The 23,467-nt window shown below is 41.4% G+C and carries 17 protein-coding genes and 1 tRNA gene; 11 read left to right on the forward strand and 7 right to left on the reverse strand.

Features of this window, described 5'->3' with window-relative positions:
* Positions 1-147: 147 nt before the first annotated feature.
* On the reverse strand, positions 148-1,284 hold the full coding sequence (locus KO473_RS12920; protein ID WP_005775986.1) for an OmpA family protein: 1,137 nt from the start codon (positions 1,282-1,284) through the stop codon (positions 148-150).
* Between the two features lie 520 nt (positions 1,285-1,804).
* Between KO473_RS12920 and KO473_RS12925 the strand changes: the two genes are divergently transcribed.
* The 4 genes from KO473_RS12925 (at position 1,805) to gcvT (ending at position 6,132) form a co-directional block, all read left to right on the forward strand.
* Positions 1,805-2,167 (forward strand): DUF488 domain-containing protein, encoded by a 363-nt coding sequence (locus tag KO473_RS12925; RefSeq protein ID WP_005775985.1) that lies wholly within the window; start codon positions 1,805-1,807, stop codon positions 2,165-2,167.
* Positions 2,168-2,250: 83 nt separating this feature from the next.
* A complete protein-coding gene (locus tag KO473_RS12930) occupies positions 2,251-3,657 on the forward strand; it encodes an amidophosphoribosyltransferase (RefSeq protein ID WP_122130769.1) in 1,407 nt (468 codons plus the stop codon).
* A gap of 132 nt (positions 3,658-3,789) precedes the next feature.
* A complete protein-coding gene (gene pepT, locus KO473_RS12935) occupies positions 3,790-5,013 on the forward strand; it encodes a peptidase T (RefSeq protein ID WP_122130771.1) in 1,224 nt (407 codons plus the stop codon).
* Between the two features lie 33 nt (positions 5,014-5,046).
* Positions 5,047-6,132 (forward strand): glycine cleavage system aminomethyltransferase GcvT, encoded by a 1,086-nt coding sequence (gene gcvT, locus KO473_RS12940; RefSeq protein ID WP_005809715.1) that lies wholly within the window; start codon positions 5,047-5,049, stop codon positions 6,130-6,132.
* 136 nt (positions 6,133-6,268) lie between these two features.
* Here gcvT and KO473_RS12945 read toward each other — a convergent pair whose 3' ends face one another.
* On the reverse strand, positions 6,269-8,653 hold the full coding sequence (locus tag KO473_RS12945; protein WP_122130773.1) for a HAMP domain-containing sensor histidine kinase: 2,385 nt from the start codon (positions 8,651-8,653) through the stop codon (positions 6,269-6,271).
* Between the two features lie 358 nt (positions 8,654-9,011).
* Between KO473_RS12945 and KO473_RS12950 the strand changes: the two genes are divergently transcribed.
* The 6 genes from KO473_RS12950 (at position 9,012) to mobV (ending at position 15,791) form a co-directional block, all read left to right on the forward strand.
* Positions 9,012-10,304 (forward strand): site-specific integrase, encoded by a 1,293-nt coding sequence (locus KO473_RS12950; protein ID WP_216035125.1) that lies wholly within the window; start codon positions 9,012-9,014, stop codon positions 10,302-10,304.
* 13 nt (positions 10,305-10,317) lie between these two features.
* Positions 10,318-11,352: a hypothetical protein gene (locus KO473_RS12955; RefSeq protein WP_032562619.1), complete on the forward strand. Its 1,035-nt coding sequence runs from the start codon at positions 10,318-10,320 to the stop codon at positions 11,350-11,352.
* Between the two features lie 223 nt (positions 11,353-11,575).
* The gene (locus tag KO473_RS12960) at positions 11,576-11,884 is read left to right on the forward strand and encodes a DUF3853 family protein (protein ID WP_005809723.1); all 309 of its coding nucleotides are present in this window, start codon (positions 11,576-11,578) and stop codon (positions 11,882-11,884) included.
* A 12-nt stretch (positions 11,885-11,896) separates the two neighbouring features.
* A complete protein-coding gene (locus KO473_RS12965; protein WP_005809724.1) occupies positions 11,897-12,970 on the forward strand; it encodes an AAA family ATPase in 1,074 nt (357 codons plus the stop codon).
* A gap of 328 nt (positions 12,971-13,298) precedes the next feature.
* Positions 13,299-14,267, forward strand: coding sequence for a toprim domain-containing protein (locus KO473_RS12970; RefSeq protein WP_045899480.1), 969 nt, complete (start codon positions 13,299-13,301; stop codon positions 14,265-14,267).
* A gap of 183 nt (positions 14,268-14,450) precedes the next feature.
* On the forward strand, positions 14,451-15,791 hold the full coding sequence (gene mobV, locus KO473_RS12975) for a MobV family relaxase (protein ID WP_005809727.1): 1,341 nt from the start codon (positions 14,451-14,453) through the stop codon (positions 15,789-15,791).
* A 132-nt stretch (positions 15,792-15,923) separates the two neighbouring features.
* Here the strand turns inward: mobV and KO473_RS12980 are convergent, their stop codons facing one another.
* From KO473_RS12980 to KO473_RS13000, 5 genes are all read right to left on the reverse strand, one after another.
* Positions 15,924-16,457 (reverse strand): porin family protein, encoded by a 534-nt coding sequence (locus tag KO473_RS12980; RefSeq protein ID WP_005809729.1) that lies wholly within the window; start codon positions 16,455-16,457, stop codon positions 15,924-15,926.
* A 41-nt stretch (positions 16,458-16,498) separates the two neighbouring features.
* The gene (locus tag KO473_RS12985; protein WP_005818873.1) at positions 16,499-18,046 is read right to left on the reverse strand and encodes a thiol-activated cytolysin family protein; all 1,548 of its coding nucleotides are present in this window, start codon (positions 18,044-18,046) and stop codon (positions 16,499-16,501) included.
* A 15-nt stretch (positions 18,047-18,061) separates the two neighbouring features.
* A complete protein-coding gene (locus tag KO473_RS12990) occupies positions 18,062-19,168 on the reverse strand; it encodes a thiol-activated cytolysin family protein (protein WP_005809735.1) in 1,107 nt (368 codons plus the stop codon).
* A gap of 32 nt (positions 19,169-19,200) precedes the next feature.
* Entirely contained in the window at positions 19,201-20,040 is an 840-nt protein-coding gene (locus tag KO473_RS12995; protein WP_005809737.1) for a hypothetical protein, read from the reverse strand.
* A gap of 681 nt (positions 20,041-20,721) precedes the next feature.
* A tRNA-Ser gene (locus KO473_RS13000) sits at positions 20,722-20,806 on the reverse strand.
* Positions 20,807-20,960: 154 nt separating this feature from the next.
* Here KO473_RS13000 and KO473_RS13005 point away from each other — a divergent pair.
* Complete coding sequence (locus KO473_RS13005; protein WP_122130775.1) at positions 20,961-23,459, forward strand: endonuclease MutS2; 2,499 nt, start codon at positions 20,961-20,963, stop codon at positions 23,457-23,459.
* The last annotated feature ends 8 nt before the right edge of the window (positions 23,460-23,467 follow it).

The raw sequence follows: 23,467 nt of genomic DNA on the forward strand, positions 1-23,467 counted from the left end.
AAAGGATTATAAGACTGATAAAGGGAGAAAATTGAGTTTCATGAGGGGCATTTTTATAAGTTGTTGGATAAATCACAAAAAAAGAAAAAAGTTAGAGGGTACCCTTTTCGGACACCCTCATTCTTAAAAAAGGTAGTATAATTGTTATTACTTAATCAATTCCACAACTACTGCACGGTTCCAGTCATCATTTTCAAATTTAGTGCTGGTACCTTTGAATTCTGTAGTGATACGATCTTTAGCAATTCCGTACTTATTGACAAATACCTCTGTCACTGCATTGGCACGTCTTTCAGAAACAATTCTGTTAGCTTGTTCCGAACCACGTTTGTCGGCGTAACCAGTCAGACGAACACGGATTTCAGGATTTGCTTTTAAGAATTCAGCAATATTGAAGATACTTACTTCCTGTGAGAGTTCAATTTTACTGCTGTTGAACGGGAAAGTGATAGTACTTGGGAGAGCCTTGATTTCTGAATTATCGATTACGGTTTCTTCTTTGATAACCTCCGGCTTACGTGCTTTCAACTCAGCAATTTCGGCTTGTTGTGCAGCATTTTCTTTTTTCAAAGAAGTATAGTTTGCCTCTAAGTCAGAATAGTTGCTCTTAATTGCATTGTACTGACGTGAAGAGTAACCTTTCTTGAAACCGGTTTTTCCGAAACGGAAAGTAACGCCGGCTGTCAGCCCACTGATTCCATCGTTCGGGAAACCGCCGCGAACTACCATATCGTCGTCTAAAATAGCTCCCTGGTATTCAACATTGATATCGAAACGCTTTGAAATACGGTAGCGTGCCTGAATACCTGCATTGATTGTAAATGACTGGTCACCTTTGCGGATGAATGCTCCACCGATACCTGCAAAAGGAACGATGTCAAAACGACGATTTTCTTTATAAGGAGCGAAGAAATTGATCAGTCCAAACATAAAGTCTGCATGAACGGCACCATATTGATAATGTAACATTGAATTAGCTCCAGATGTAAATCCATGCAATGAGCCACCTGTACCCTGCAAACGAACTCCCCAATAAGGGTTGAACCATTTACCTACCGAAAGAGTCGGCATAAAAGTTATAGTGTTTCTGAATTTTGCATCTTTAGAGTTTTCAGCGAAGAGAGACTGCGCACCAAAGTTTAAAGACATATACCAATTATTCCAAAATCCATTACCTTCGAAAGTTGTTTTGTACCCCGGAAGGCGTTCTGCATCATTGTTTTGAGCGAAAACGCTTGTGCTCATCAATGCTGCTAATGCAAACATAATAATACTTTTCTTCATTTTTTCTAAATTTTAAATTGGTTTGGTTAAACATTAATAGTTAATTATTCGCCAATAATTGTTTTATCGATCCGATTCATGTAAACCGGTTTTGCAAAAACATCCGCAAAAATATAATTTATTTTTGTAGCTTGCAAATTTCCGCAAGCCTATTTCTGGGAAGTAATTTTTGAATTAAATGCAAACCTTTGTAAAATAGGTATTTATAATTGGAATAGAAAAAGAGCGTTTAGATCGCTTTGCAGAGCTATTCACATAAAATTGTTTCTCAGCAGATTATAATAATTAAATAGGTATAATACCAATATGAAGCTCTACAAACAAAATGAATGGTTTGTTAATTCCTTATGTTCCGATTTTCATCTTTCATAACTTCTCTTATCAATCTCCACTTGAAGAACGATGCACTTACAATGTTTATATTTTAAAACTCACATTTTCTTAAGGTATGATGATTTGTCCTTTCTTCCATAAACTTTTTCTATTTCTATTAAGTTATTATAATCAAAAGATCATTGATATGAATCAGATAAGAATTAAACGTGTATATGAAGATCCTTCGGAACAGGATGGCTATCGTGTACTGGTTGACCGGCTTTGGCCTCGTGGAATGAAAAAAGAATATTTAAAGTATGATTATTGGGCGAAGGAACTGACTCCCTCTTCCGATTTGAGAAAATGGTTTCACGGAGATATCCCAGGACATTGGGAAGAATTTGCGGCAATGTACCGGAAAGAGCTTGAAACCTCCGATAAAGTAGCTGATTTTTTAGTCCGGATACATCCTTATAAAACAGTCACTCTTTTATATGCTTCTAAGGAACCGGTTTATAATCATGCCCGTATTTTACAGGCGTTTCTGGAGGATCGCCTGAAAAACTGATTTCTTATAGAAACCTATGCCAACACGAATCTTTTTTGTACTTTTGCGCCATCTTTTTAAAAACAACATCAAAAAAGAATCATATGGGAGGTTTTTTCGGAACAGTCTCGAAAACGAGCTGTGTGACCGATTTATTCTACGGCACAGACTATAACTCACACCTGGGAACAAAACGGGGAGGACTGGCGACATATAGTGAAGAACAAGGATTTATCCGTTCGATCCACAATTTACAAAGTTCATATTTCCGGACTAAGTTTGAGGAGGAACTTGATAAATTTAAAGGAAATGCCGGTATAGGCATTATCAGTGATACAGACGCACAACCCATTATTATCAATTCACATCTTGGCAGATTCGCCATTGTTACAGTCGCAAAGATCACCAACCTCAAAGAACTTGAAGAGGAACTACTCTCACAAAACATGCATTTCGCCGAACTTAGTTCGGGTAACACCAATCAGACTGAACTTATTGCTTTATTGATTATTCAAGGAAAAAACTTCGTTGAAGGGATTGAAAACGTATATAACCATATCAAGGGATCGTGTTCCATGCTTCTGTTAACAGAAGATGGAGTGATTGCCGCACGTGACAAATGGGGACGTACTCCTATAATTATCGGTAAAAAAGAGGGGGCTTATGCTGCTACCAGTGAATCCAACAGTTTTCCGAATCTTGATTTTGAAATAGAACGTTATTTGGGTCCCGGTGAGATTGTCCGTATGCACGCCGACCGTTTAGAACAACTCCGTAAGCCTAACGATAAAATGCAGATTTGTTCATTCCTTTGGGTATATTACGGCTTTCCCAATTCATGCTATGAAGGCCGTAATGTAGAGGAGGTGCGTTTCACGAGCGGAATGAAAATGGGAGAACAAGATAATTTTGACGCCGATTGCGTTTGTGGAATCCCGGATTCGGGTATTGGACAGGCGTTAGGTTATGCAGAAGGGAAAGGGATTCCTTATCATAGAGCCATTACTAAATATACTCCCACCTGGCCTCGTAGTTTTACTCCGAGTAAGCAGGAATTACGTTCTCTGGTGGCAAAGATGAAATTAATACCTAACCGTGCAATGCTTCAGGACAAGCGTATCATCTTTTGTGACGACTCCATTGTACGCGGTACGCAGTTGCGCGATAATGTGAAAATACTTTTTGATTATGGTGCAAAAGAAGTACATATGCGTATTGGATGTCCACCGCTGATTTATGGCTGTCCCTTTATTGGGTTTACTGCTTCAAAATCAGATATGGAACTGATCACCAGACAAATAATAAAGGACTTGGAAGGAGATAAAAATAAAAACCTGGATAAATATGCTACTACCGGTTCACCGGAATATGAAAAAATGGTAAGTATTATTGCTGAGCGTTTTGGACTTTCTTCCCTCAAATTCAATACGATTGAAACACTAATTGAAGCTATCGGACTGCCAAAATGTAAGGTCTGCACCCATTGTTTCGATGGCTCCAGCTGTTTCTAAGTAGCTATTAGTGACTAAATATAGAATAATGTATTAAAAAAGAGCCGTGAATTGCTTGGCAGTTCACGGCTCTTTTTTTACCTTTACAGGCGTGAAAAATAATAGATTAGCAAATTATTAATTCTTAATGATATGAATTTAGTAGAACGTTTTTTAAAGTATGTAAGCTTTGACACACAGTCGGACGAACTGACAAGACTTACTCCCAGTACTCCGGGACAGATGGTATTTGCCGAATATCTAAAGTCCGAATTAGAGTCTTTGGGGTTAGAAGATATAACATTGGATGAAAACGGTTATCTTTTTGCAACATTGCCGGCCAATACAGACAAGGAAGTACCTGTTATCGGTTTCATAGCACATATGGATACGAGTCCCGACATGAGTGGAAAAAATGTAACTCCACGCATTGTAGAAAAATATGATGGTTCGGATATTGTACTCTGTACCGAAGAAAACATTGTGCTTTCACCGGCTCAATTTCCCGAATTGCTTGATCACAAAGAAGAAGATCTGATTGTCACCAATGGTAAAACCTTATTAGGAGCAGACGACAAAGCAGGTATTGCCGAGATTGTATCAGCCGTTGTCTATCTGCAAGAACATCCCGAAATTAAACATGGCAAAATCCGGATCGGTTTCAATCCGGATGAAGAAATAGGTGAAGGTGCCCATAAGTTTGATGTTCAGAAATTCGGATGTGAATGGGCTTATACGATGGATGGAGGAGAAGTCGGGGAATTGGAGTTTGAAAACTTTAATGCCGCTGCTGCCAAAATCATTTTTAAGGGACGTAATGTACATCCGGGATATGCGAAACATAAAATGATTAACTCTATCCGCATAGCCAATCAATTCATCACCATGCTTCCCCGGCATGAAACTCCGGAACATACTTCCGGATACGAAGGATTCTATCATCTTATCGGTATCCAGGGGGATGTAGAGCAGAGTACTGTATCCTATATCATTCGTGACCATGATCGCAATAAATTTGAAGATCGCAAGAAAGAAATAGAGCATCTGGTAAACAAGATCAACGCAGAGTTTGGTAAAGGTACCGCCACTCTTGAGTTGCGTGACCAATACTATAATATGCGAGAAAAGATTGAGCCTGTGATGCATATTATCGATACTGCTTTTGCCGCAATGGAGGCTGTAGGCGTGAAGCCGAATGTGAAACCAATTCGTGGAGGAACGGATGGAGCCCAATTGTCATTCAAAGGTTTACCCTGTCCTAACATCTTTGCAGGTGGGCTGAACTTCCATGGCCGCTATGAATTTGTTCCGATCCAGAACATGGAAAAGGCAATGAAAGTCATTGTGAAGATTGCTGAACTTGTAGCTTCTAAATAATCATTATTTATATAATTCTTAAATTCTCATTTCATGAAAACCACTCCATTTACCGAGAAACATATCGCACTTGGTGCTAAGATGCACGAGTTTGCAGGATATAACATGCCTATTGAATACACCGGTATCATTGACGAACACCTTACTGTCTGTAATAGTGTCGGTGTTTTCGATGTCTCCCACATGGGTGAATTTTGGGTGAAAGGGCCTCATGCATTGGCTTTTTTGCAGAAAGTGACCTCAAATAACGTGGCAGCTTTGGTGCCGGGCAAAATTCAATATACCTGTTTTCCGAATGAAGACGGCGGTATTGTTGATGACCTGCTGGTCTATCAATATGAACCGGAAAAGTATTTATTGGTTGTCAACGCTTCAAACATAGAGAAAGACTGGAATTGGTGCGTCTCTCACAATACAGAAGGAGCCGAACTGGAAAATTCTTCTGATAATATGGCGCAACTCGCCGTACAAGGTCCGAAAGCTATTCAAGCTCTGCAAAAGTTGACAGACATCAACCTTTCCGATATTCCTTATTATACATTTAAGGTTGGTGAGTTTGCCGGTGAGAAAAATGTGATTATTTCTAACACGGGATATACCGGAGCCGGTGGATTTGAACTTTATTTCTATCCTGATGCTGCCATAAAGATCTGGAATGCCGTTTTCGAAGCAGGAGCCGAGTTTGGCATTAAGCCGATAGGACTTGGCGCACGTGACACACTTCGACTTGAAATGGGATTTTGCCTGTATGGCAATGATCTGGATGACACTACCTCTCCTATTGAAGCCGGACTTGGTTGGATTACTAAATTCGTGGATGGCAAGAACTTTACAAATCGCCCAATGCTTGAAAAACAGAAGGCTGAGGGCACAGTCCGCAAACTGGTAGGTTTTGAAATGATCGACCGTGGTATTCCCCGACATGGTTACGAACTGGTAACAGCTGAAGGTGATAAGATCGGGATTGTGACTTCAGGCACAATGTCTCCAACCCGTAAAATCGGTATTGGCATGGGATATGTAAAGCCTGAATATAGCAAGGTCAGTACGGAGATATGCATCGATATGCGTGGCCGTAAGCTGAAAGCTGTGGTAGTAAAACCGCCTTTCCGTAAATAAACATTGAGAAAATAATAAGTTGAAATCCCTCTCTGCCTCAAAGGACAGAGGGGGATTTTTATGTAAGTACAGGGGGGACACTATCATGAAACCGACCCCGCTGAATCAGATCAAGCGGATCACCCGCCACGACACTTTATAAAAGCTCATCCAAATGATCCTTCCGTACATCCACCAATGATAAAATCACTGCAAAACAGCTGCCTTTCCCCTTCTCTGAATGCACTTCTATACGCCCTGACAATCGCTCGATAATAACTTTAGAAATAGCAAGTCCGAGACCGCTTCCCTGTTCAAATTCGTCTGTTTTATAAAAACGGTCAAAAATCATCATAAGTTCCTTTTCATCGATTCCCTTACCGGTATCTTTTACATATATACAAACTTCATGATGTTCTTCGTCCACTTTGCATCCCAATGTTATATGACCATTTTGAGTAAACTTATTTGCATTATTCAAAAAGTTGGAGATAACCTGAGTAAAACGGAAACGATCAATATGCACAAGTAAAGGAACCGGATTACCCAATTCAAGATGAAACTGCAAGGAAGGCTGAATTAACGGCTGATACGTCAGATAAATCTCTTTCATAATCTCTGTCATATCCCATTCCTTTATTTCGAAATCCAGACTTCCGGAGTCCAGACGGGATATTTCCAGCACATCATTAATAAGCTTCAAAAGCAATTCATTATTATGATTGATGATATCAAGCATACTTGCCTTTTCATCCGGATCTATCTCTTCGGAACCTTCGCCTATCAACACATTCGTAAATCCGACAATTGCATTGAGCGGGGTACGAATTTCATGACTCATATTATTAAGGAAAGATTGTTTCAATTCAGCTTTCTCAGCCATTTGTTTAGCCAGAATCAACTGATGCTCACGTTCTACCGCCTCCTGAATATTCTGCATGATACCTGCCAGCATCATCTCGCCTTCTACATCTTTCAGACTCCGGCAGCGCAATTCGTACCATTGATATTCTTCCGTTTCATCAAAACAAAAACGTGCCCGTTGTATTTGCATGCCCGGAGATTTGTAAAGTGCTCCATAAAAAGAACTCAATAACTGAGAATCATCGGGATGTACATACTCTAAAAAGGTGCTTCTCTTAACCCTTCTTTTTCCCATACCTGTCAGACGCGTATAATTATCATCAAACTCAATGTCATCTCCCTGCATATTCCATAATGAAATCTGCCCTCCGTCGGCAGAAAGAGTCAACCGTTTGTGTGCTTCTTCCAATATTTGTAAGTTCTTACGTTCTATCAGAGAACGTCGGCGTGTACGCAACAGGCTGATTGATATGAAAATGAATGCAAGAATAAATAGCACACCCAATAAATAAACCTCCTTTCGGTAATGGTCATAGAACGGATAATTAATAATACGCACATCCTTTGCCACATTTCCAATATCATAACCATTATAGGACGAAAAGACACTCCAATCCAGCACATACTCTTTCTCCAGATCCCTTATCTTAGGCATACCTATTTTCTCTTTATTCATTAGCCGGACGGATAAACCGGTAACAGCTTGTGCAGAGATCTCTTCAGTAGCCATATAACCACCTACAATTTTACTCCCATCTCCAAATCCCTCGCGTACACAACTGAAAGAAGGTATATTCAGAGCATTTACTATCGGAAGCGATACCAGATCAAATTTATCAAGTAAGAATGCCTTCCTCTCTTGCTCAGATTTCGAATTTTCCATCATAACAAGCAAAGAAGCACCTTTTATGTACCGGAAAGGGCAGAGGCTCACAGTCAGTTCCTCCTTTTCTGATTTATGATTTGCGACAGCAGGCATCAGACTGTAATACTCTATCATTTCTCTCATTTCCTTGTATTCATACTCCATAGAAAACGCTGACTTATGCCCCCAAATCTGCACATTCTTTCTGTCGATAACCCGATTCAGCAAGTCAAAAGATTTATGCCCAAGAGCAGTTAAATCAATATTATAAACAATCTCCATATTTACATGGGGTTGCAAAGACTTTATAAAATCCATATTGCGTTTAAAGTCCGGAGCATCTCTCAACACATATACCTTTCTGGATTCATACTCTTTTATAAGATTTTCATCAGGGAAATGCACGTTGCAGGCTACCACAGGAATAGAATAGAGAAGGCGATGACGGGTCGATAACAAAGAAAAAGCAGCTTGGTCCCCTACCGCTAAAATAAGATCTATCGGCTTAGTTTTCAGAATTTCAAGATAATTACCTATATGTTCCATTTCGACTTTCTGGTCGAAACGGTCACAATCAAGGTAAAATTCATCAAACACAGGCTCTATACCCTGCGCTTTAAACTCTTGTTTTACAAGTTCTTCAAAGCGTCCATGCCCGATTTTATCTTTTGAACAAGAATAAATAAGAGAAATGTTTTTTTTAATCCGATGATTTGTGACATACCACTGTTTGGAATTATACCCACATAAGAAGACCCCCAATAAAAGAATGAAGGCAAAAATGTATTTGCATTTAGGGTCTGTGAGTCTCATAGCTTATTTTCTACCGGTCAAAATAATATAATTTCCATCAATACGGCAATGTCTGATTATAAAATGGTAGCATTATCATACCTTTTTATTCACTCAGGTGTTCTGGAAATAAAAAGTATAAATAGTAAAAAGCCTACAAGTTGTGAACTTGTAGGCTTTTTATCCACTTACCATTCGATAAGTTTGCGGAGAGACAGGTTCTATCACCTATCATTTCAAACAATATCACAAACTCGTAATATCTTGTTAATTACCAAGTTATTACAAAGTAAACAGAAAATAAAATATCTCTTAATATCTTTGCATATCTCACTTCTTGGGTGTATTTTTGGGTGTCAATTTTCAAACACACCCAATTATGAATATCAAAAGAAACATCATTTTCGCACTGGAAAGCCGGAAGAAAAACGGTGTGCCAATCACAGAGAATGTGCCTATCCGTATGCGTGTGATATTCGCAAGCCAGCGTATAGAGTTTACAACGGGCTACCGCATTGACGCTACCAAATGGGATACGGACAAACAAAGGGTAAAGAACGGATGCACAAACAAACTGAAGCTAAGCGCATCCGAAATCAATGCAGACCTGCTAAGACAGTACACGGAGATACAGAACATCTTCAAAGAGTTTGAAGTACAGAACGTACTACCCACACCTGCACAGATAAAGGACAGCTTCAATGCAAGGATGAAGGATGAACCAGTCACAGAGCAGGAAACAGCCGAAGGACCTAAAATCAGCTTTTGGGAGGCGTTCGAGGAGTTTGTAAGGGAATGCGGGAAACAGAACGACTGGACAGACGCAACCTACGAAAAATTCGCTGCGGTAAAGAACCACCTGAAAGAGTTCAGGGATGAACTTTCCTTTGATACGTTCACCGAGAACGGTCTGAATGACTATGTGGACTTCCTGCGTAACAAGAAAGATATGCGCAACAGCACCATAGGCAAGCAGATAGCCTTCCTGAAATGGTTCCTGCGGTGGAGTTTCAAGAAAGGGCACAATCAGAACATGGCTTATGACAGCTTCAAGCCCAAGCTGAAAAACACACCCAAAAAAGTGATATTCCTCACATGGGAGGAACTGAACAGACTGAAAGACTACAAGATACCCCAAACCAAGCAGTATCTCGAACGGGTAAGGGACGTTTTTCTGTTCTGCTGTTTCAGCGGGCTGCGCTATTCGGACGTGTACAACCTCAAACGGAGCGACATCAAGCCCGACCATATAGAAGTGACAACCGTAAAGACAGCGGACAGCCTTATCATAAAGTTAAACAACCACAGCAAGGCGATACTGGAAAAATACAAAAGCGTACACTTTGAAGATCACAAGGCACTTCCGGTCATCAGCAACCAAAAGATGAACGATTATTTGAAAGAACTGGGGGAACTTGCGGAAATCAACGACCCGGTAAGGGAAACTTACTACAAGGGAAATGAACGTATAGACACCGTCACACCCAAATACGCCCTGCTGGGAACCCATGCCGGAAGACGGACATTCATCTGCAACGCTTTGGCATTGGGTATTCCCGCACAAGTAGTGATGAAGTGGACGGGACACAGCGACTACAAGGCGATGAAACCATACATAGACGTTGCCGATGACATCAAGGCCAATGCGATGAACAAATTCAACCAACTGTAAACACAACAATAGCATGGAAGAAAGAATAACCTCAATGATACCCCGCTACGGGAAACTCAACAAGACATATACGGAAATAACATCCGGTGACGGCCTCTCTTTTGAGAAGCAGAAGTTTATTCATGACTTTTACAAAGAGTATGAAGACACACAGACCTTTGAAAAGGCACTTATCAGCCTCATGCTTGAAACGGAGGGTACGCACTTTTCTATATTGCTGAACAGTCTGAAACGGGAGATTGAAAACAATATCTCAATGTATAATACCTGCAAGGAGTTTTTCGACCGTCTCGATATTGAACATATCTGCCGGCAGCATGAAAGATGTCATGACCGGGACATCGAAAGACAAATGCAAATCACAAACGAATATTACCGGGAACTTATGGAAGCTAACGGCTCTTTGGAGGCAGTCGGTTTCAGGGAACACGACCGTCAGGAAGAGGAGCTTTTGGAAAAGAGGTACGAACGGTGCAAGCAGGAATACGACAGGGAGAAAGCCAAACTGGATGAACTATACGCAAAGAAGAAACAGGCAAGGCAGGAAGCCCTGCAATACCTGAAAAACCACTGCGGAGACATATACAGGCTGGACGGATCGCTGCTGGCAATTCTTGATAAATACATGACCGGCCAAAAGAAAAAAGGAGAGGAAGAAAAAGAAAGTTCCGCATCCGACACCATATCAAAAAAAAGCCCGGTCTATTTCCCCATGAAACTCCTGTCGGCCATTCACGAGACATGCAACGGAGAGCAGTTCGAGGAGATCAATGAACTGGACTTCTACGCCAACATGAACTTGCAACCGTGCGCGAGCAGATTAAAGGTGAGAAAGGATGAAAAGGCACGTGTATGCTACCTGATATTTCTCATGGGAGAAACACTTTCCAAACCCGACAGAGAAAAATGGAAGGAGGAAATCATGAAACTGCTGGAGATAGATATAAAATATTACAAGTCCAAATACAAGGCACCCGTACCCCGGACCGATTTACCCAGTGACAGCAATCAGATATTTGCGAAGGAAATGCAGTCAATATTCCGATAGTTAGCGATACGCCACGACATTCCACGAAACAACCACTTTTACCACCCGAAATATTTTTCACCACTCTTTATTATCTTCTGATATTTAGTGAGATAGCGTGATACTCCATTCACGCTATCCACATCCTTACCACCCGTATCCGGGATTAACTTTGCACTGTTCGAACGAAACAAAAAAAGCCCGTGCGCAGGGCTTACAGTACAAACGTTAAATTCATTCCAACATGGAAATCAGAGAACTTTTATCAAAGCCCGTATGGCAGATGACGGGAGAAGAATTCATATTACTGAACCGACACGCCTTACAGGAAAGGGAAGCGAGAGCAGCACAGCCCGCAGCCGATACGGAAAAGAAATACGTGTACGGGATAGGCGGCATAGCACGCCTGTTCGGGTGCAGTATGCCCACAGCAAACCGCATCAAAAAAAGCGGGAAGATAGACAGAGCCATTACGCAGATAGGACGCAAAATCATCGTAGATGCGGACATGGCACTCGAACTGGCAGGACACAAAAGCGGGGGACGCAGATAAGGAGGTACGGACATGGAGTACAGAGAAAGAAAAGAAGTCACGCCCGAAGCGGCGGTGATACTGTGGCAAGCCTCACGGCTCGACCTTTCGGAAGACTACGAGAGGGCACCCGAAATACTGAAAGTACACGGTTCCGTCATAGGCACGCTGGGGAACTTCAGCGCATCAATCGGAAAAGCAAAGAGCAAGAAAACCTTCAATGTTTCCGCAATCGTGGCGGCTGCACTGAAAAACGGGACAGTGCTAAGCTACACGGCGGAACTGCCCGAAAACAGGAGGAAAATACTCTATGTGGATACCGAACAAAGTTCCTACCACTGTGCGAAAGTGGCAAAAAGAATATTGCGCATGGCGGGACTGCCGACAGGCAGGAACCATAAAGACCTTGAATTCCTTGTCCTAAGGAAGTACACGCCCGAGGAACGAATAGCAATCGTGAGGGAGGCTATTTACCGCACCGAAAATGTAGGGCTGGTAGTCATTGACGGAATACGGGATATGGTGTACGACATCAACAGTCCCAGCGAGTCCACGAAGGTAATCTCCCTGCTGATGACATGGACGGGGGAAAGACACATACACATACACACCATACTGCATCAGAACAAGGGGGACGAGAACGCAAGGGGACACATCGGAACGGAGCTTAGCAACAAGGCCGAAACAGTGCTGCAAGTGGAGAAGGACGAAAAGGACCCCGACATCAGTACGGTCAAGGCAGCACATATCAGGGCGATGAACTTCGAACCGTTCGCATTCCGCATCAACGAGGAGGCATTGCCCGAACTGCAGGACGAATACCTGTTCAAACACAAGGATCCGGGAAAAGGGAAAAGGGAGAAGTTCGACCCCTACAAGGACATCACAGAGAAGCAGCACCGCATCGCACTGGAAGCGGCATTCACACTCAAAGATGAATACGGCTACAAGGAGCTTGCGGAAGAATTGAGGAAAACCTACGCCTCTGTCGGTGTCATGCTTGGGGGAAACAGGCTGACAGACCTCATTACAGTACTGAAAAACAAACGGATGATAGTACAGGAGAACGGCAGGAAATACACCTTCAAAACCGATTTTCACTATTAGCGGTATTGTATGGGAACCACTTTACTTTAGTCCCGTACCATATATATACGGAAGTAAAGTAAAGTGGATATAGCCCGTAATATACAAAAAGATACGGGCGAAAAGAAAAAATAATATTCACACTTGACAAGAACAACGGTATGACAGTACGAAAAAAGGGTATGGTCTCATACCCGGCCTCCACCATGACGGCACAGACCGGAAACCGCTTTACTTTAGTCTGGGGGCATATATATAGCAAAGTAAAGTAAAGCGGATGCAGCCCGTTACACATGAAAGGGTACGGGCGAAAACCCCAAAAACAATATCTACTTAAAACAGAAATATGATGAACATGAATGAAGCGAAGCAGATACGCATAGAGGAATATCTGCACAGTCTTGGATACAGTCCGGTAAGGCAACAGGGTGGTAGTCTATGGTACAACTCACCGTTCAGGGACGAACAGGAACCCTCCTTCAAGGTGAACACCGAACGCAACCTATGGTATGATTTTGGCGCAGGCAAAGGTGGTAATATCATCGCACTGGCACAGGAGCTATACGCATCCGACAGTCTGCCCTACCTCTTGGAAAGGATAAAGGAGCAGGCACAAAACGTGCGCCCGGCCTCTTTCTCTTTTGGCAAGCAACCCTTGTCAAAGCCGAGTTTCCGGCAGTTGGAGGTAGTACCGCTCTCCTCTCCCGCCCTGTATGCCTACCTGCGGCAAAGGGGAATAAATACGGAATTGGCAAAAAGAGAATGCAGGGAGGTCCGCTATCTGACCGGGGAAACCCCATACTATGCTATAGGCTTCCCCAACCGTTCGGGAGGATACGAGATACGCAACAAGCATTTCAAGGGATGCATAGCACCGAAGGACATCACCCATATACGGCAATCGGAGCCGAAGGAGGCATGCTACATCTTCGAGGGATTCATGGACTACCTCTCTTTCCTCACCCTGCGGCTGGAAAGGTGTCCCGACCGTCCCGAACTTGACGGGCAGGACTACATCGTACTGAACTCGACTTCCAACCTCTCCAAGGCAATCCGACCATTGGGCGGTTACGGGTGCATCCACTGTTTCCTCGACAACGACAAAGCGGGAATGGAAGCTGTTCAGGAACTACGGGAGGAATACGGGCTGCGCGTCCGGGACGCGTCGCACATATACGGAGGCTACAACGACCTGAACGACTGCCTGCGGAGTAAGCAAAACGGACAAGCCGAACATCAGCAGCAGAGACCGGAGCCGGAGAAAGGACAACGGCAGGCAGAGCAACTGAAAAAGAAAAACAAAGGTATCAGGATGTAACCGTAGAGCCACCGGAAGGCTTTGAAAAAAGCCATAGCTCATTAGGGCTTTTTCTTAACGCAATGCACACATTGCTAAAAAAGCCCCAACGAGCCATAGGGGCGCCGCCCCTTTGGAAACCCCGTCTGCCATGCGGCATAAAAGCAAGGCAGGGGAAGTATTAACCTGAAATTATTGACAGTTATGGGATATGCAGTTTTGCATCTGGAAAAGGCAAAAGGGACGGACAGCAGGATGTCCGCACACATAGAGCGCACCGTTCACCCGAAGAATGCGGACAGAACGCGCACACACCTGAACCGGGAGCTCGTACAGTTTCCCGAAGGGGTGAGGAACCGCACGCAGGCGATAGCCCACCGGATAGAAACGGCAGGCATCAGACGCAAGGTGAGCGCCAATCAGGTGAAGGCAATCCGGATACTCCTTACCGGAAGTAACAAGGACATGAAGCAAATGGAAGCGGAAGGACGGATTGAAGACTGGTGTAACGACAGTCTGAAATGGATCCGGGAAACATACGGGGAGCAGAACCTCGTATCGGCAGTACTGCACATGGACGAGAAGACACCACACATACACGCCACAGTCATACCGATAGTGACCGGAGAGCGAAGGAAAGCCGGACAGGAAGAACAGAACGGGAAAAAAAAGTACAGAAAGAAGAACCCGCAGGACGTGAGACTCTGCGCAGATGATGTAATGGCAAGGCACAGGCTAAAACACTATCAGGACACTTATGCCCAAGCCATGAACAAGTACGGCTTGCAGAGAGGCGTGGACGGCTCATTGGCAAAGCATATTTCCACCATGCAATACTACAAGCAGCTGGTGGAGCAGCAGGACAGCCTGCAAGAGAACATAGAAAACCTGCTGGGGCTGGAAGAGGAAGCAATGAAAAAACTGAAGCAGGTAAAGGGGGAAATCAACGTGCAGAAAATGAAGGGGGCGGCGGTGAACGCCACCACAGCCATAGCGGACGGGGTGAGCTCACTTTTCGGAGGCAGCAAGGTTAAGAGGCTGGAAGAGGAGAATGAAAATTTGAAACGGAACATTGTGAATCTGCAAAAGCAGGTGCAAGCCGAACAGAGGGAGCAGACAAAAATGGAAAACCGTCACAGCAGCGAGATAAACAGAGTTGACTGGAGCTACCGGCAGAAAATCGCAGAATACGACAATCGGCTGGAACTGATAGACACCTACTTTCCTATTGTAAAGGAACTGATGCCCATAGCAGAACAATGCCGGGAAGTGGGCTTCACCGAAGAACTGACAAGACGAATTGTCAGCCTGCAACCCGTGGAGTTCAAGGGAAGGCTCTATTCAAAGGAGTACAAGGAGAAGTTCAGGACGGAGCACTCAACGGCAACAGTGGAGAGGAACCCGCAGGAGAAAGGAAAATTCAGGCTGTGCATTGACGGAATACCCATACTCGATTGGTTCAGGAAGAAATTTCAGGAAATTAAAGAAAAGTTAAGGCTAAACACACCTGTTGAAAACAAGCAACGAAAAGGATTGAAAATATAATCACTTAATAACGAGAGGCTATAAATTATTAGTGCCAGTAAAAGAATATACTCTTTACTGGCACCTGTTAAACGCAAATTGACACCCTAAATCTAACAAATATAAAAAAATCTATTCTTCACTTGGACAATATCAGAAAACATAACCAACTCCCAATACCAACCTGGAAAAATCTTTATGTGTCACATAATACTGTAAATATACATTTATATGGTTTATAAATCTAATACCAACTTGTGGAGCCACCGCAAAGTGCAACTTATAACCTTCATTGAAAACTCCCACATCTATATTATCAATTGAAACACCAGTTCCCAAACCAACATAGGAATCAACAGATTCATTCCGTAAGAAATGATAATTAGCTGCCGGCATAAGAGATAAAGATCTTCCATTAAAAGTATTATTCAGTACAATTGTGTAACTTTCATAACCTAATTTTAGATTTACACTTAACGGATTGGTGGAAAACCTATATATTCCATTTAAATAAAACCCAACATGATTTTCTTTATATCCATTCTTTTGTAGCCCAATTGGATAATTGGCTCCTAATTCAAATTCGAATCTCCTTCCTTGTGCTAATACCAGCCCAATATTGCATATAAATAACCAAAGAAGTAACATACATACTTTTTTCATAACCAATTTATCTTTTAATACCATATCTCTTATTTATTTGTTCGACAAGGAGTGCTAACTTCAAATTATCGCCACTTCTTTGGCTCATTTATAGCAGGGAGAATTTTGTAAAAACCACCTTCACTAAGACTATATCTGAAAGTGTTTTGTTCATATCGAGTTCTTCTTGGGTTATTATGCGTCCAAACAAATTCTGTGAGCAACAAATCATGTTTTAATTGTAATTCAGTCCCACGGCTATTATTACTCTTAACAAATTCTTCTACTGTTGTATCATCCTTTTCTGTTCTTGGTATTCGAGCCTTCAAATAATGTCTGCTATGTTCTACAATATTAAAAGAAATGTATCTTGGAGCAACTGTCGGAATCTTAGCCGTTCTATCAGCATAAAAGGCAAGATGTACATCGCCAATTATCTTTTCTCTTTGTAAAGATCTACCCACATAGGAGTCATTTTTTAGATTCCGATATTCAATTCTTGCATATACAGGATCGCTATCAATATCAATTTTAAATTTAACTTTATAAGGTGAATGATCCGACAAATACGCAAAGCTGCAAAATATAGGTTTACCAGGTGTCTCTGCAGAAAAATGCCCTCCTTCACTTATAAATTTGATAAAATCGTCAAATCCGGTAAGGGTCTTTACACCACTGTCACCATTTCCTCCCCCTACATATACTTTCATTCTGGCCTCATCAAAAAAGCCCTTTTCTTCAACTGTCAGAAATTCTTTTTTGTTATATAAAAAGCCATTAACGGCCTTCTTTACAATGGACTCCGCATTCTCGTATATTTCATCGGTTTCAAGAGTTAATATGCCGACCCTTCCATAAGCTATGGAGCTCACATAGACAGGAGAGTATTGGGCATTGATACTACCTTCAATAAAACTCTTCTCAGGAATATCCATATCAATCGTAAAATATTTCTGAATAAACCTTATATATAAGCCACTACTTTTACTAATTCGTTCCTTATGTTCTTGTTGGGAAGATGACGACCCCCAAAATAAAAAGCTCGTATTGGCATTTGATCCAAAAGTCATTTTCAGCTCATCATAAGATGTAAAACGGTGTATATCAAAGTGTACGGAAGCTGATTGTTGCCCTATACCTTTCTGATGCATCAAATCCATTACCAACTGCCTACATGAAGACAAAGATGGCTTTTCAAGTACACCTGTAACTTTTTGGGCAGGAAAGGACACAGAGACATTTATAGGCTTATAGTGGACACTGATTGTTTTATAATCCTGATTGGCAACGCTTGCCCCATCCAAGATAGAGCCAGGATAAATATATCGATTCAGATTATCCAAAACTATCGACTCATCTGCCTGTGCATGAATTGTTTTACCAAACCCATTATCCCATAATGTCTCAGAAATGATTTCTGAAGCTCTTGTATGGATATGTGAAGGAGAAGATAAAACCTTATCTCCCATATCAGGAATATAGTTATGCACATTTATATTCACCACTTGTTCGGGATACTTAGGTAGATTTTGAAAAGAACAGCAATCAGATTGCTGTTCTTTTTTGTCAAATTCTTGTTCACATGAAATTAATCCTATAGCAAATAAAAACAGAGTATATCTTAAGATTCTCATGGTTCTAAGTTATTGTCAATTTTCTAAATGGATTTTAAATTTGGAGTAGAAGGGAGAGTTATCAGATAAATAACTCGCAGTATAAAAAATTGCATCTCCCGGCAGGTCTTTAGAAAATCGACCTCCTTGAATTATAAAATCTTGAAACTCATTCCACCCCTTCGCAGTTTTAACAGTGCCTTCTCCTTCTCCATTATACACCATGACGTTCACCTCTGCTTCTTTAAGAATCTTTTCTTGTTCAAGATTAAAAGATAATTTCCCATTTACAACTTTAGCTTGTAAGGCAGCTTGTAAGGCAATTCTTACTTTATCATAACTTTCAGAAGATTCTATCGAAATTAAGGCCATTCTTCCATAAGTAATGGAACTGATATAAATAGGATCATACTTACCGACAGATCCCATATCATCATGATTTAAAAGAATATTTCCATCAGCAGGAAGGTCCATGTCAACAGTGTAATTACGTTGTACTATTTTCGCAAACAATCCGGTTTTCTTTCTTATTTTTCCCTTATCAAGACTGACATCAATATTAAGGAGCCCGCCTATGTTGACATTTGCTCCAAAAGCAAGTTTTAACTCTTCAAAATAGGAAAATTGCCTCATATTATAAGTAAAAGACCCCAACTGTTTACCTGTCATGCCTTCTTTATTCATTATATTCTGCAAAGATTGCCTTTGTGCTGAAAGGCTCGGTTTTGCGATAATATCAGTAACCCAACGAGCTGGAAAAGAATATGATATTGTAATTGGATCCATAGGTTTTACAATAGGAACAAAGCGCTGCTTTTCAATAGATCCACCTTGAAGAATTGAACCTAAATAAATATACCTCATTAACCCTTGAGTTGGTATATGTTCATTTGTTTCATAAATTAATGTATGTCCATTTCCACTACTCCATACACTATCTTTCAATAATTCAGAAGAACGAGTAACGGAGGTTTTATTAAATGAAGCAAAGCTTTCTGGATTATCCATTGAAATATTTATCACTTCTTGAGGGTATCTCTCAAGAAGAACATGATTAGAGCCACCCATTTCTTCAACTGTATCATCGGAACATGAAATTAAAAACATAATTGGCAAAATCAACAAATATACATACTGTTTCATAATTAATATAATTAAGGTTAATACTGAATATGTTAAAAATCAAAAGTACCATGTTTATAAGAGGATCGAGAAGGTTTATAATAATCCTCACCCGGGGTCTGGGGTTGTATGAAATCCTGTCTGAATATTTCCGTAGGATTATCTGTAATCAAATTTGCATCATGGGTATATATGTTAAAATAACACTCTGGATCTGTTTTTTGGTTATATGGTCCTTCTCCCACAAAAGTGAATTTGTAAAAACCTATTTTTTCTCCGTCTTTTCTGACCGTAAGAAACCAGACATTACCAGTACTTATCGTTTTAAATCTCAATCCATTTAATGATGAATAAGTTTCCTCTATAAACTGATCATTCAAATATGTTTGTTTTTTACAAATAAAAGGCAATTCAAATTTCCCACCTTCAGCTGGTAGAACAAAAGGATTCTGTTCCGAATGGATTTTATACACAAATGTCAACTTCCCTTTATCTATAATTAGGGGAATTTTTTCTACTTTTATACCATTAATAGTAGAGTAAGAAATCTGTAGATCAACATTCAAAATTTTATCTTCCTTATTAATATTTGAGGTTATATTTAATACAACTTGATCACCCTTTATTTTTGTCTCTATATCAGAAAAAAGAGTTTTATCAAATTCTATCGAAACATCCTTGGGAATAATCGGAACCTCTGAATCTAAAATATCATCTATCAATGTTTTTTGAATAATTGTAAAAGTAATAGTACGTTTCTCCCCCAAACAACTAAATGGTTTAGATACGTTCTCACTTGGCAGCAACTGATATTTAAAAATTTTATTATTTTCTTCTTTTTCACAGGAAAATAATGCTAAGGAAACGAACAGAAGAATGAATATTTTTTTCATATTAATACAATTTAGTTTTTTGCAAATTAAAGGATTTTTCCTGTACAATAAAATACCAATTAATTGGTATTTTATTACAAATAACCATTCAATTTCATTATTATGCCCAAAGCATGAAAATAAAAGTATAACATACAAGAGCTGTAAACAAATCCACGATCAACACAATAAAATAAATCGTTTATGCATCTTTGCGATATGCATTTATGCAAAATCATACAAATTTCTTTATCAGTAAAATACCCATTAATTAGTATTTCATTGACAAAATGAAATGTACTTTAAAAGCCCAAAGTTATATTCAATTCATAACCTAAATGCCTATCCAATATAAAAATAATGCGTTTAGCACCAAGATACAAACAGAACAACACAAAATCAAGCTCTAAAGGAATGTATTACTATTATAAAAGACAGAATTATTCGGGAGATTCCCTACTCTAAAAAAGTTAAAGAAAGAAAATGATTCAAATAAATATTAGTATAACAATATCACCAACAACACAATATCCCCTTTTCAAATTATACAATAAATAATAGTTAAAGCAACTAAAGACAGTGCAAAGCCAAATAAGTAATAAAAGAGCAAAGTATTAAATAAAGCAAAAACACCCAATTTTACTTTTTAGGGTGTAAAATTGGGTGCCATTCTTGTAAATCACTGATTATCAGCATTTATTGCGGAGAGACAGGGATTCGAACCCCGGGTACCTCGCAGTACAACGGTTTTCAAGACCGCCGCAATCGACCACTCTGCCACCTCTCCAAAACTACTTTTCAATAGTGCTTTTCTCTTAAAGCGCTGCAAAGGTACGAATCATTTTCAAATCTGCAAACGTTTCGGCATTTTTTTCGCGAAATAATCGTATTTTTGCGGCACATTTCAACTTAAAGCGTTATACAGATAAATAAGACAGTACATGATATATCCCCAGAATTTTGAGCAAAAAATAGGATTCGACCAGATCAGACAATTATTAAAGGACAAATGTCTCAGTACGTTGGGAGAAGAGAGAGTATCGGAAATGAACTTCTCCGATCAATTTGAAACTGTTGAAGAACTGCTGAACCAAGTCACAGAGTTTGTCCGCATCATACAAGAAGAAGATAACTTCCCGGATCAGTTTTTCTTCGATGTCCGTCCGTCATTAAAACGGGTACGGGTAGAAGGCATGTACATGGACGAACAGGAACTGTTCGACTTGCGGCGTTCGTTAGAGACAATCCGCGACATCGTACGTTTTCTGCAACGGAACGAGGAAGAAGAATCCGACCACCCTTACCCCAGCCTGAAAAGACTCGCAGGAGATATTGCCGTATTCCCGCAACTTATCACCAAGATAGACGGCATTCTGGACAAATACGGTAAAATCAAGGACAACGCCTCAACCGAACTGTCACGCATCCGCCGGGAATTGGCTAATACGATGGGGAGTATTTCACGCTCGCTGAACAGCATCCTGCGTAACGCTCAATCGGACGGATATGTGGATAAAGACGTTACTCTGACCATGCGCGACGGTCGATTGGTAATTCCGGTTGCCCCGGGTCTGAAACGCAAAATCAAAGGTATCGTCCATGATGAATCGGCCAGTGGTAAAACTGTATTCATCGAACCGGCAGAAGTGGTAGAAGCCAACAACCGCATCCGCGAACTGGAGGGAGACGAGCGTCGCGAGATCATCCGTATCCTGACCACATTTTCCAATACATTGCGTCCTTCCATTCCGGAGATACTCCAATCGTACGAATTTCTGGCCGAAATCGATTTCATTCGCGCCAAAAGTTACTTTGCCATTCAAACCAGCAGCATCAAGCCCAGTCTGGAAAACGAACAATTACTGGATTGGACCATGGCTGTTCATCCACTGCTGCAATTATCCCTTGCCAAGCACGGAAAAAAGGTAGTTCCCCTGGATATAGAACTGAGTACCAAACAGCGCATCCTCATTATATCCGGCCCTAATGCCGGAGGTAAATCAGTCTGCCTGAAAACCGTAGGACTGCTGCAATACATGTTACAATGCGGTATGCTGGTACCTATGCACGAACGCAGCCACGCCGGTCTGTTCGGCAGCATCTTCATCGATATAGGCGACGAACAATCCATTGAAGACGACCTGAGTACTTACTCTTCCCACCTGACGAACATGAAGATCATGATGAAGAGTTGCAATGAACGCAGCCTGATTCTGATCGATGAATTCGGAGGCGGTACAGAACCCCAGATTGGCGGGGCCATTGCGGAAGCTGTTCTGAAACGATTCAACATAAAGCATACTTTCGGCGTTATTACTACACACTACCAAAATCTGAAGCACTTTGCAGAAGACCATGAAGGTGTAGTAAACGGAGCTATGCTCTACGACCGCCACTTGATGCAGGCACTGTTCCAACTTCAAATCGGTAATCCCGGAAGTTCTTTCGCAGTAGAGATAGCCCGGAAAATCGGTTTACCGGAAGATGTCATTGCCGATGCTTCCGAAATAGTGGGAAGCGAGTACATCAATGCTGACAAATACTTGCAGGACATTGTGCGGGACAAGCGTTATTGGGAAGGCAAACGCCAGACCATCCGTCAACGTGAAAGACAGATGGAAGAAACCATCGCCCGTTATCAATCGGAAATGGAAGAGTTGCAAAAGTCGAGAAAGGAAATCATCCGCCAGGCCAAAGAAGAAGCCGAACGGTTATTGCAAGAATCGAACGCACGTATCGAGAATACCATACGTACCATTAAAGAGGCACAGGCTGAAAAAGAAAAGACACGCCTCGCCCGTCAGGAACTGGCAGAGTTCCGCGAGTCGATGGACAGCCTGACTTCCAAAGAACGGGAGGACAAGATAGCCCGAAAGATGGAAAAGCTGAAAGAAAAGCAAAACCGGAAGAAAGAAAAAAAGCAGAATGTTCCGAAAGAACAACAAGCTGCACAGCAAACTCCCCAAGTAGCTCCCATCACCGAAGGGTGTCCGGTACGCATCAAAGGGCAGAGTTCTGTCGGAGAAGTGCTTGAGATCAACGGAAAGAATGCAGTCGTAGCTTTCGGCAGTATCAAAACAACCGTAAAGCTGGAACGGTTGGAACGAAGCAATGCAACTCCTCAGAAACAGGAGCCTGCTAAAAGCACTTTTGTCAGCAACCAGACCCAGGACAGCATGTACGAGAAGAAGCTGAACTTCAAGCAAGATATCGATGTGCGGGGAATGCGGGGGGACGAAGCTTTACAGGCTGTTACCTATTTTGTGGATGACGCCATCCTGGTCGGTATGAGCCGGGTACGTATTCTGCATGGAACCGGAACGGGAATTTTGCGTACCCTAATCCGCCAATATCTGCAAACCGTACCGGGTATCCGTCACTTCGCCGACGAGCATGTCCAATTTGGGGGAGCAGGTATCACGGTAGTCGATTTGGCATAAAAGAACAA

It is taken from the genome of Bacteroides sp. HF-4919 (genome assembly GCF_018860125.1).

What these genes read in the sequence shown, in the direction of transcription:
- KO473_RS12920 (WP_005775986.1), bottom strand. Translation starts at nt 1,284, where the DNA reads ATGAAGAAAAGTATTATTATGTTTGCATTAGCAGCATTGATGAGCACA.
- KO473_RS12925 (WP_005775985.1), top strand. Translation starts at nt 1,805, where the DNA reads ATGAATCAGATAAGAATTAAACGTGTATATGAAGATCCTTCGGAACAG.
- KO473_RS12930 (WP_122130769.1), top strand. Translation starts at nt 2,251, where the DNA reads ATGGGAGGTTTTTTCGGAACAGTCTCGAAAACGAGCTGTGTGACCGAT.
- pepT (WP_122130771.1), top strand. Translation starts at nt 3,790, where the DNA reads ATGAATTTAGTAGAACGTTTTTTAAAGTATGTAAGCTTTGACACACAG.
- gcvT (WP_005809715.1), top strand. Translation starts at nt 5,047, where the DNA reads ATGAAAACCACTCCATTTACCGAGAAACATATCGCACTTGGTGCTAAG.
- KO473_RS12945 (WP_122130773.1), bottom strand. Translation starts at nt 8,653, where the DNA reads ATGAGACTCACAGACCCTAAATGCAAATACATTTTTGCCTTCATTCTT.
- KO473_RS12950 (WP_216035125.1), top strand. Translation starts at nt 9,012, where the DNA reads ATGAATATCAAAAGAAACATCATTTTCGCACTGGAAAGCCGGAAGAAA.
- KO473_RS12955 (WP_032562619.1), top strand. Translation starts at nt 10,318, where the DNA reads ATGGAAGAAAGAATAACCTCAATGATACCCCGCTACGGGAAACTCAAC.
- KO473_RS12960 (WP_005809723.1), top strand. Translation starts at nt 11,576, where the DNA reads ATGGAAATCAGAGAACTTTTATCAAAGCCCGTATGGCAGATGACGGGA.
- KO473_RS12965 (WP_005809724.1), top strand. Translation starts at nt 11,897, where the DNA reads ATGGAGTACAGAGAAAGAAAAGAAGTCACGCCCGAAGCGGCGGTGATA.
- KO473_RS12970 (WP_045899480.1), top strand. Translation starts at nt 13,299, where the DNA reads ATGAACATGAATGAAGCGAAGCAGATACGCATAGAGGAATATCTGCAC.
- mobV (WP_005809727.1), top strand. Translation starts at nt 14,451, where the DNA reads ATGGGATATGCAGTTTTGCATCTGGAAAAGGCAAAAGGGACGGACAGC.
- KO473_RS12980 (WP_005809729.1), bottom strand. Translation starts at nt 16,457, where the DNA reads ATGGTATTAAAAGATAAATTGGTTATGAAAAAAGTATGTATGTTACTT.
- KO473_RS12985 (WP_005818873.1), bottom strand. Translation starts at nt 18,046, where the DNA reads ATGAGAATCTTAAGATATACTCTGTTTTTATTTGCTATAGGATTAATT.
- KO473_RS12990 (WP_005809735.1), bottom strand. Translation starts at nt 19,168, where the DNA reads ATGAAACAGTATGTATATTTGTTGATTTTGCCAATTATGTTTTTAATT.
- KO473_RS12995 (WP_005809737.1), bottom strand. Translation starts at nt 20,040, where the DNA reads ATGAAAAAAATATTCATTCTTCTGTTCGTTTCCTTAGCATTATTTTCC.
- KO473_RS13005 (WP_122130775.1), top strand. Translation starts at nt 20,961, where the DNA reads ATGATATATCCCCAGAATTTTGAGCAAAAAATAGGATTCGACCAGATC.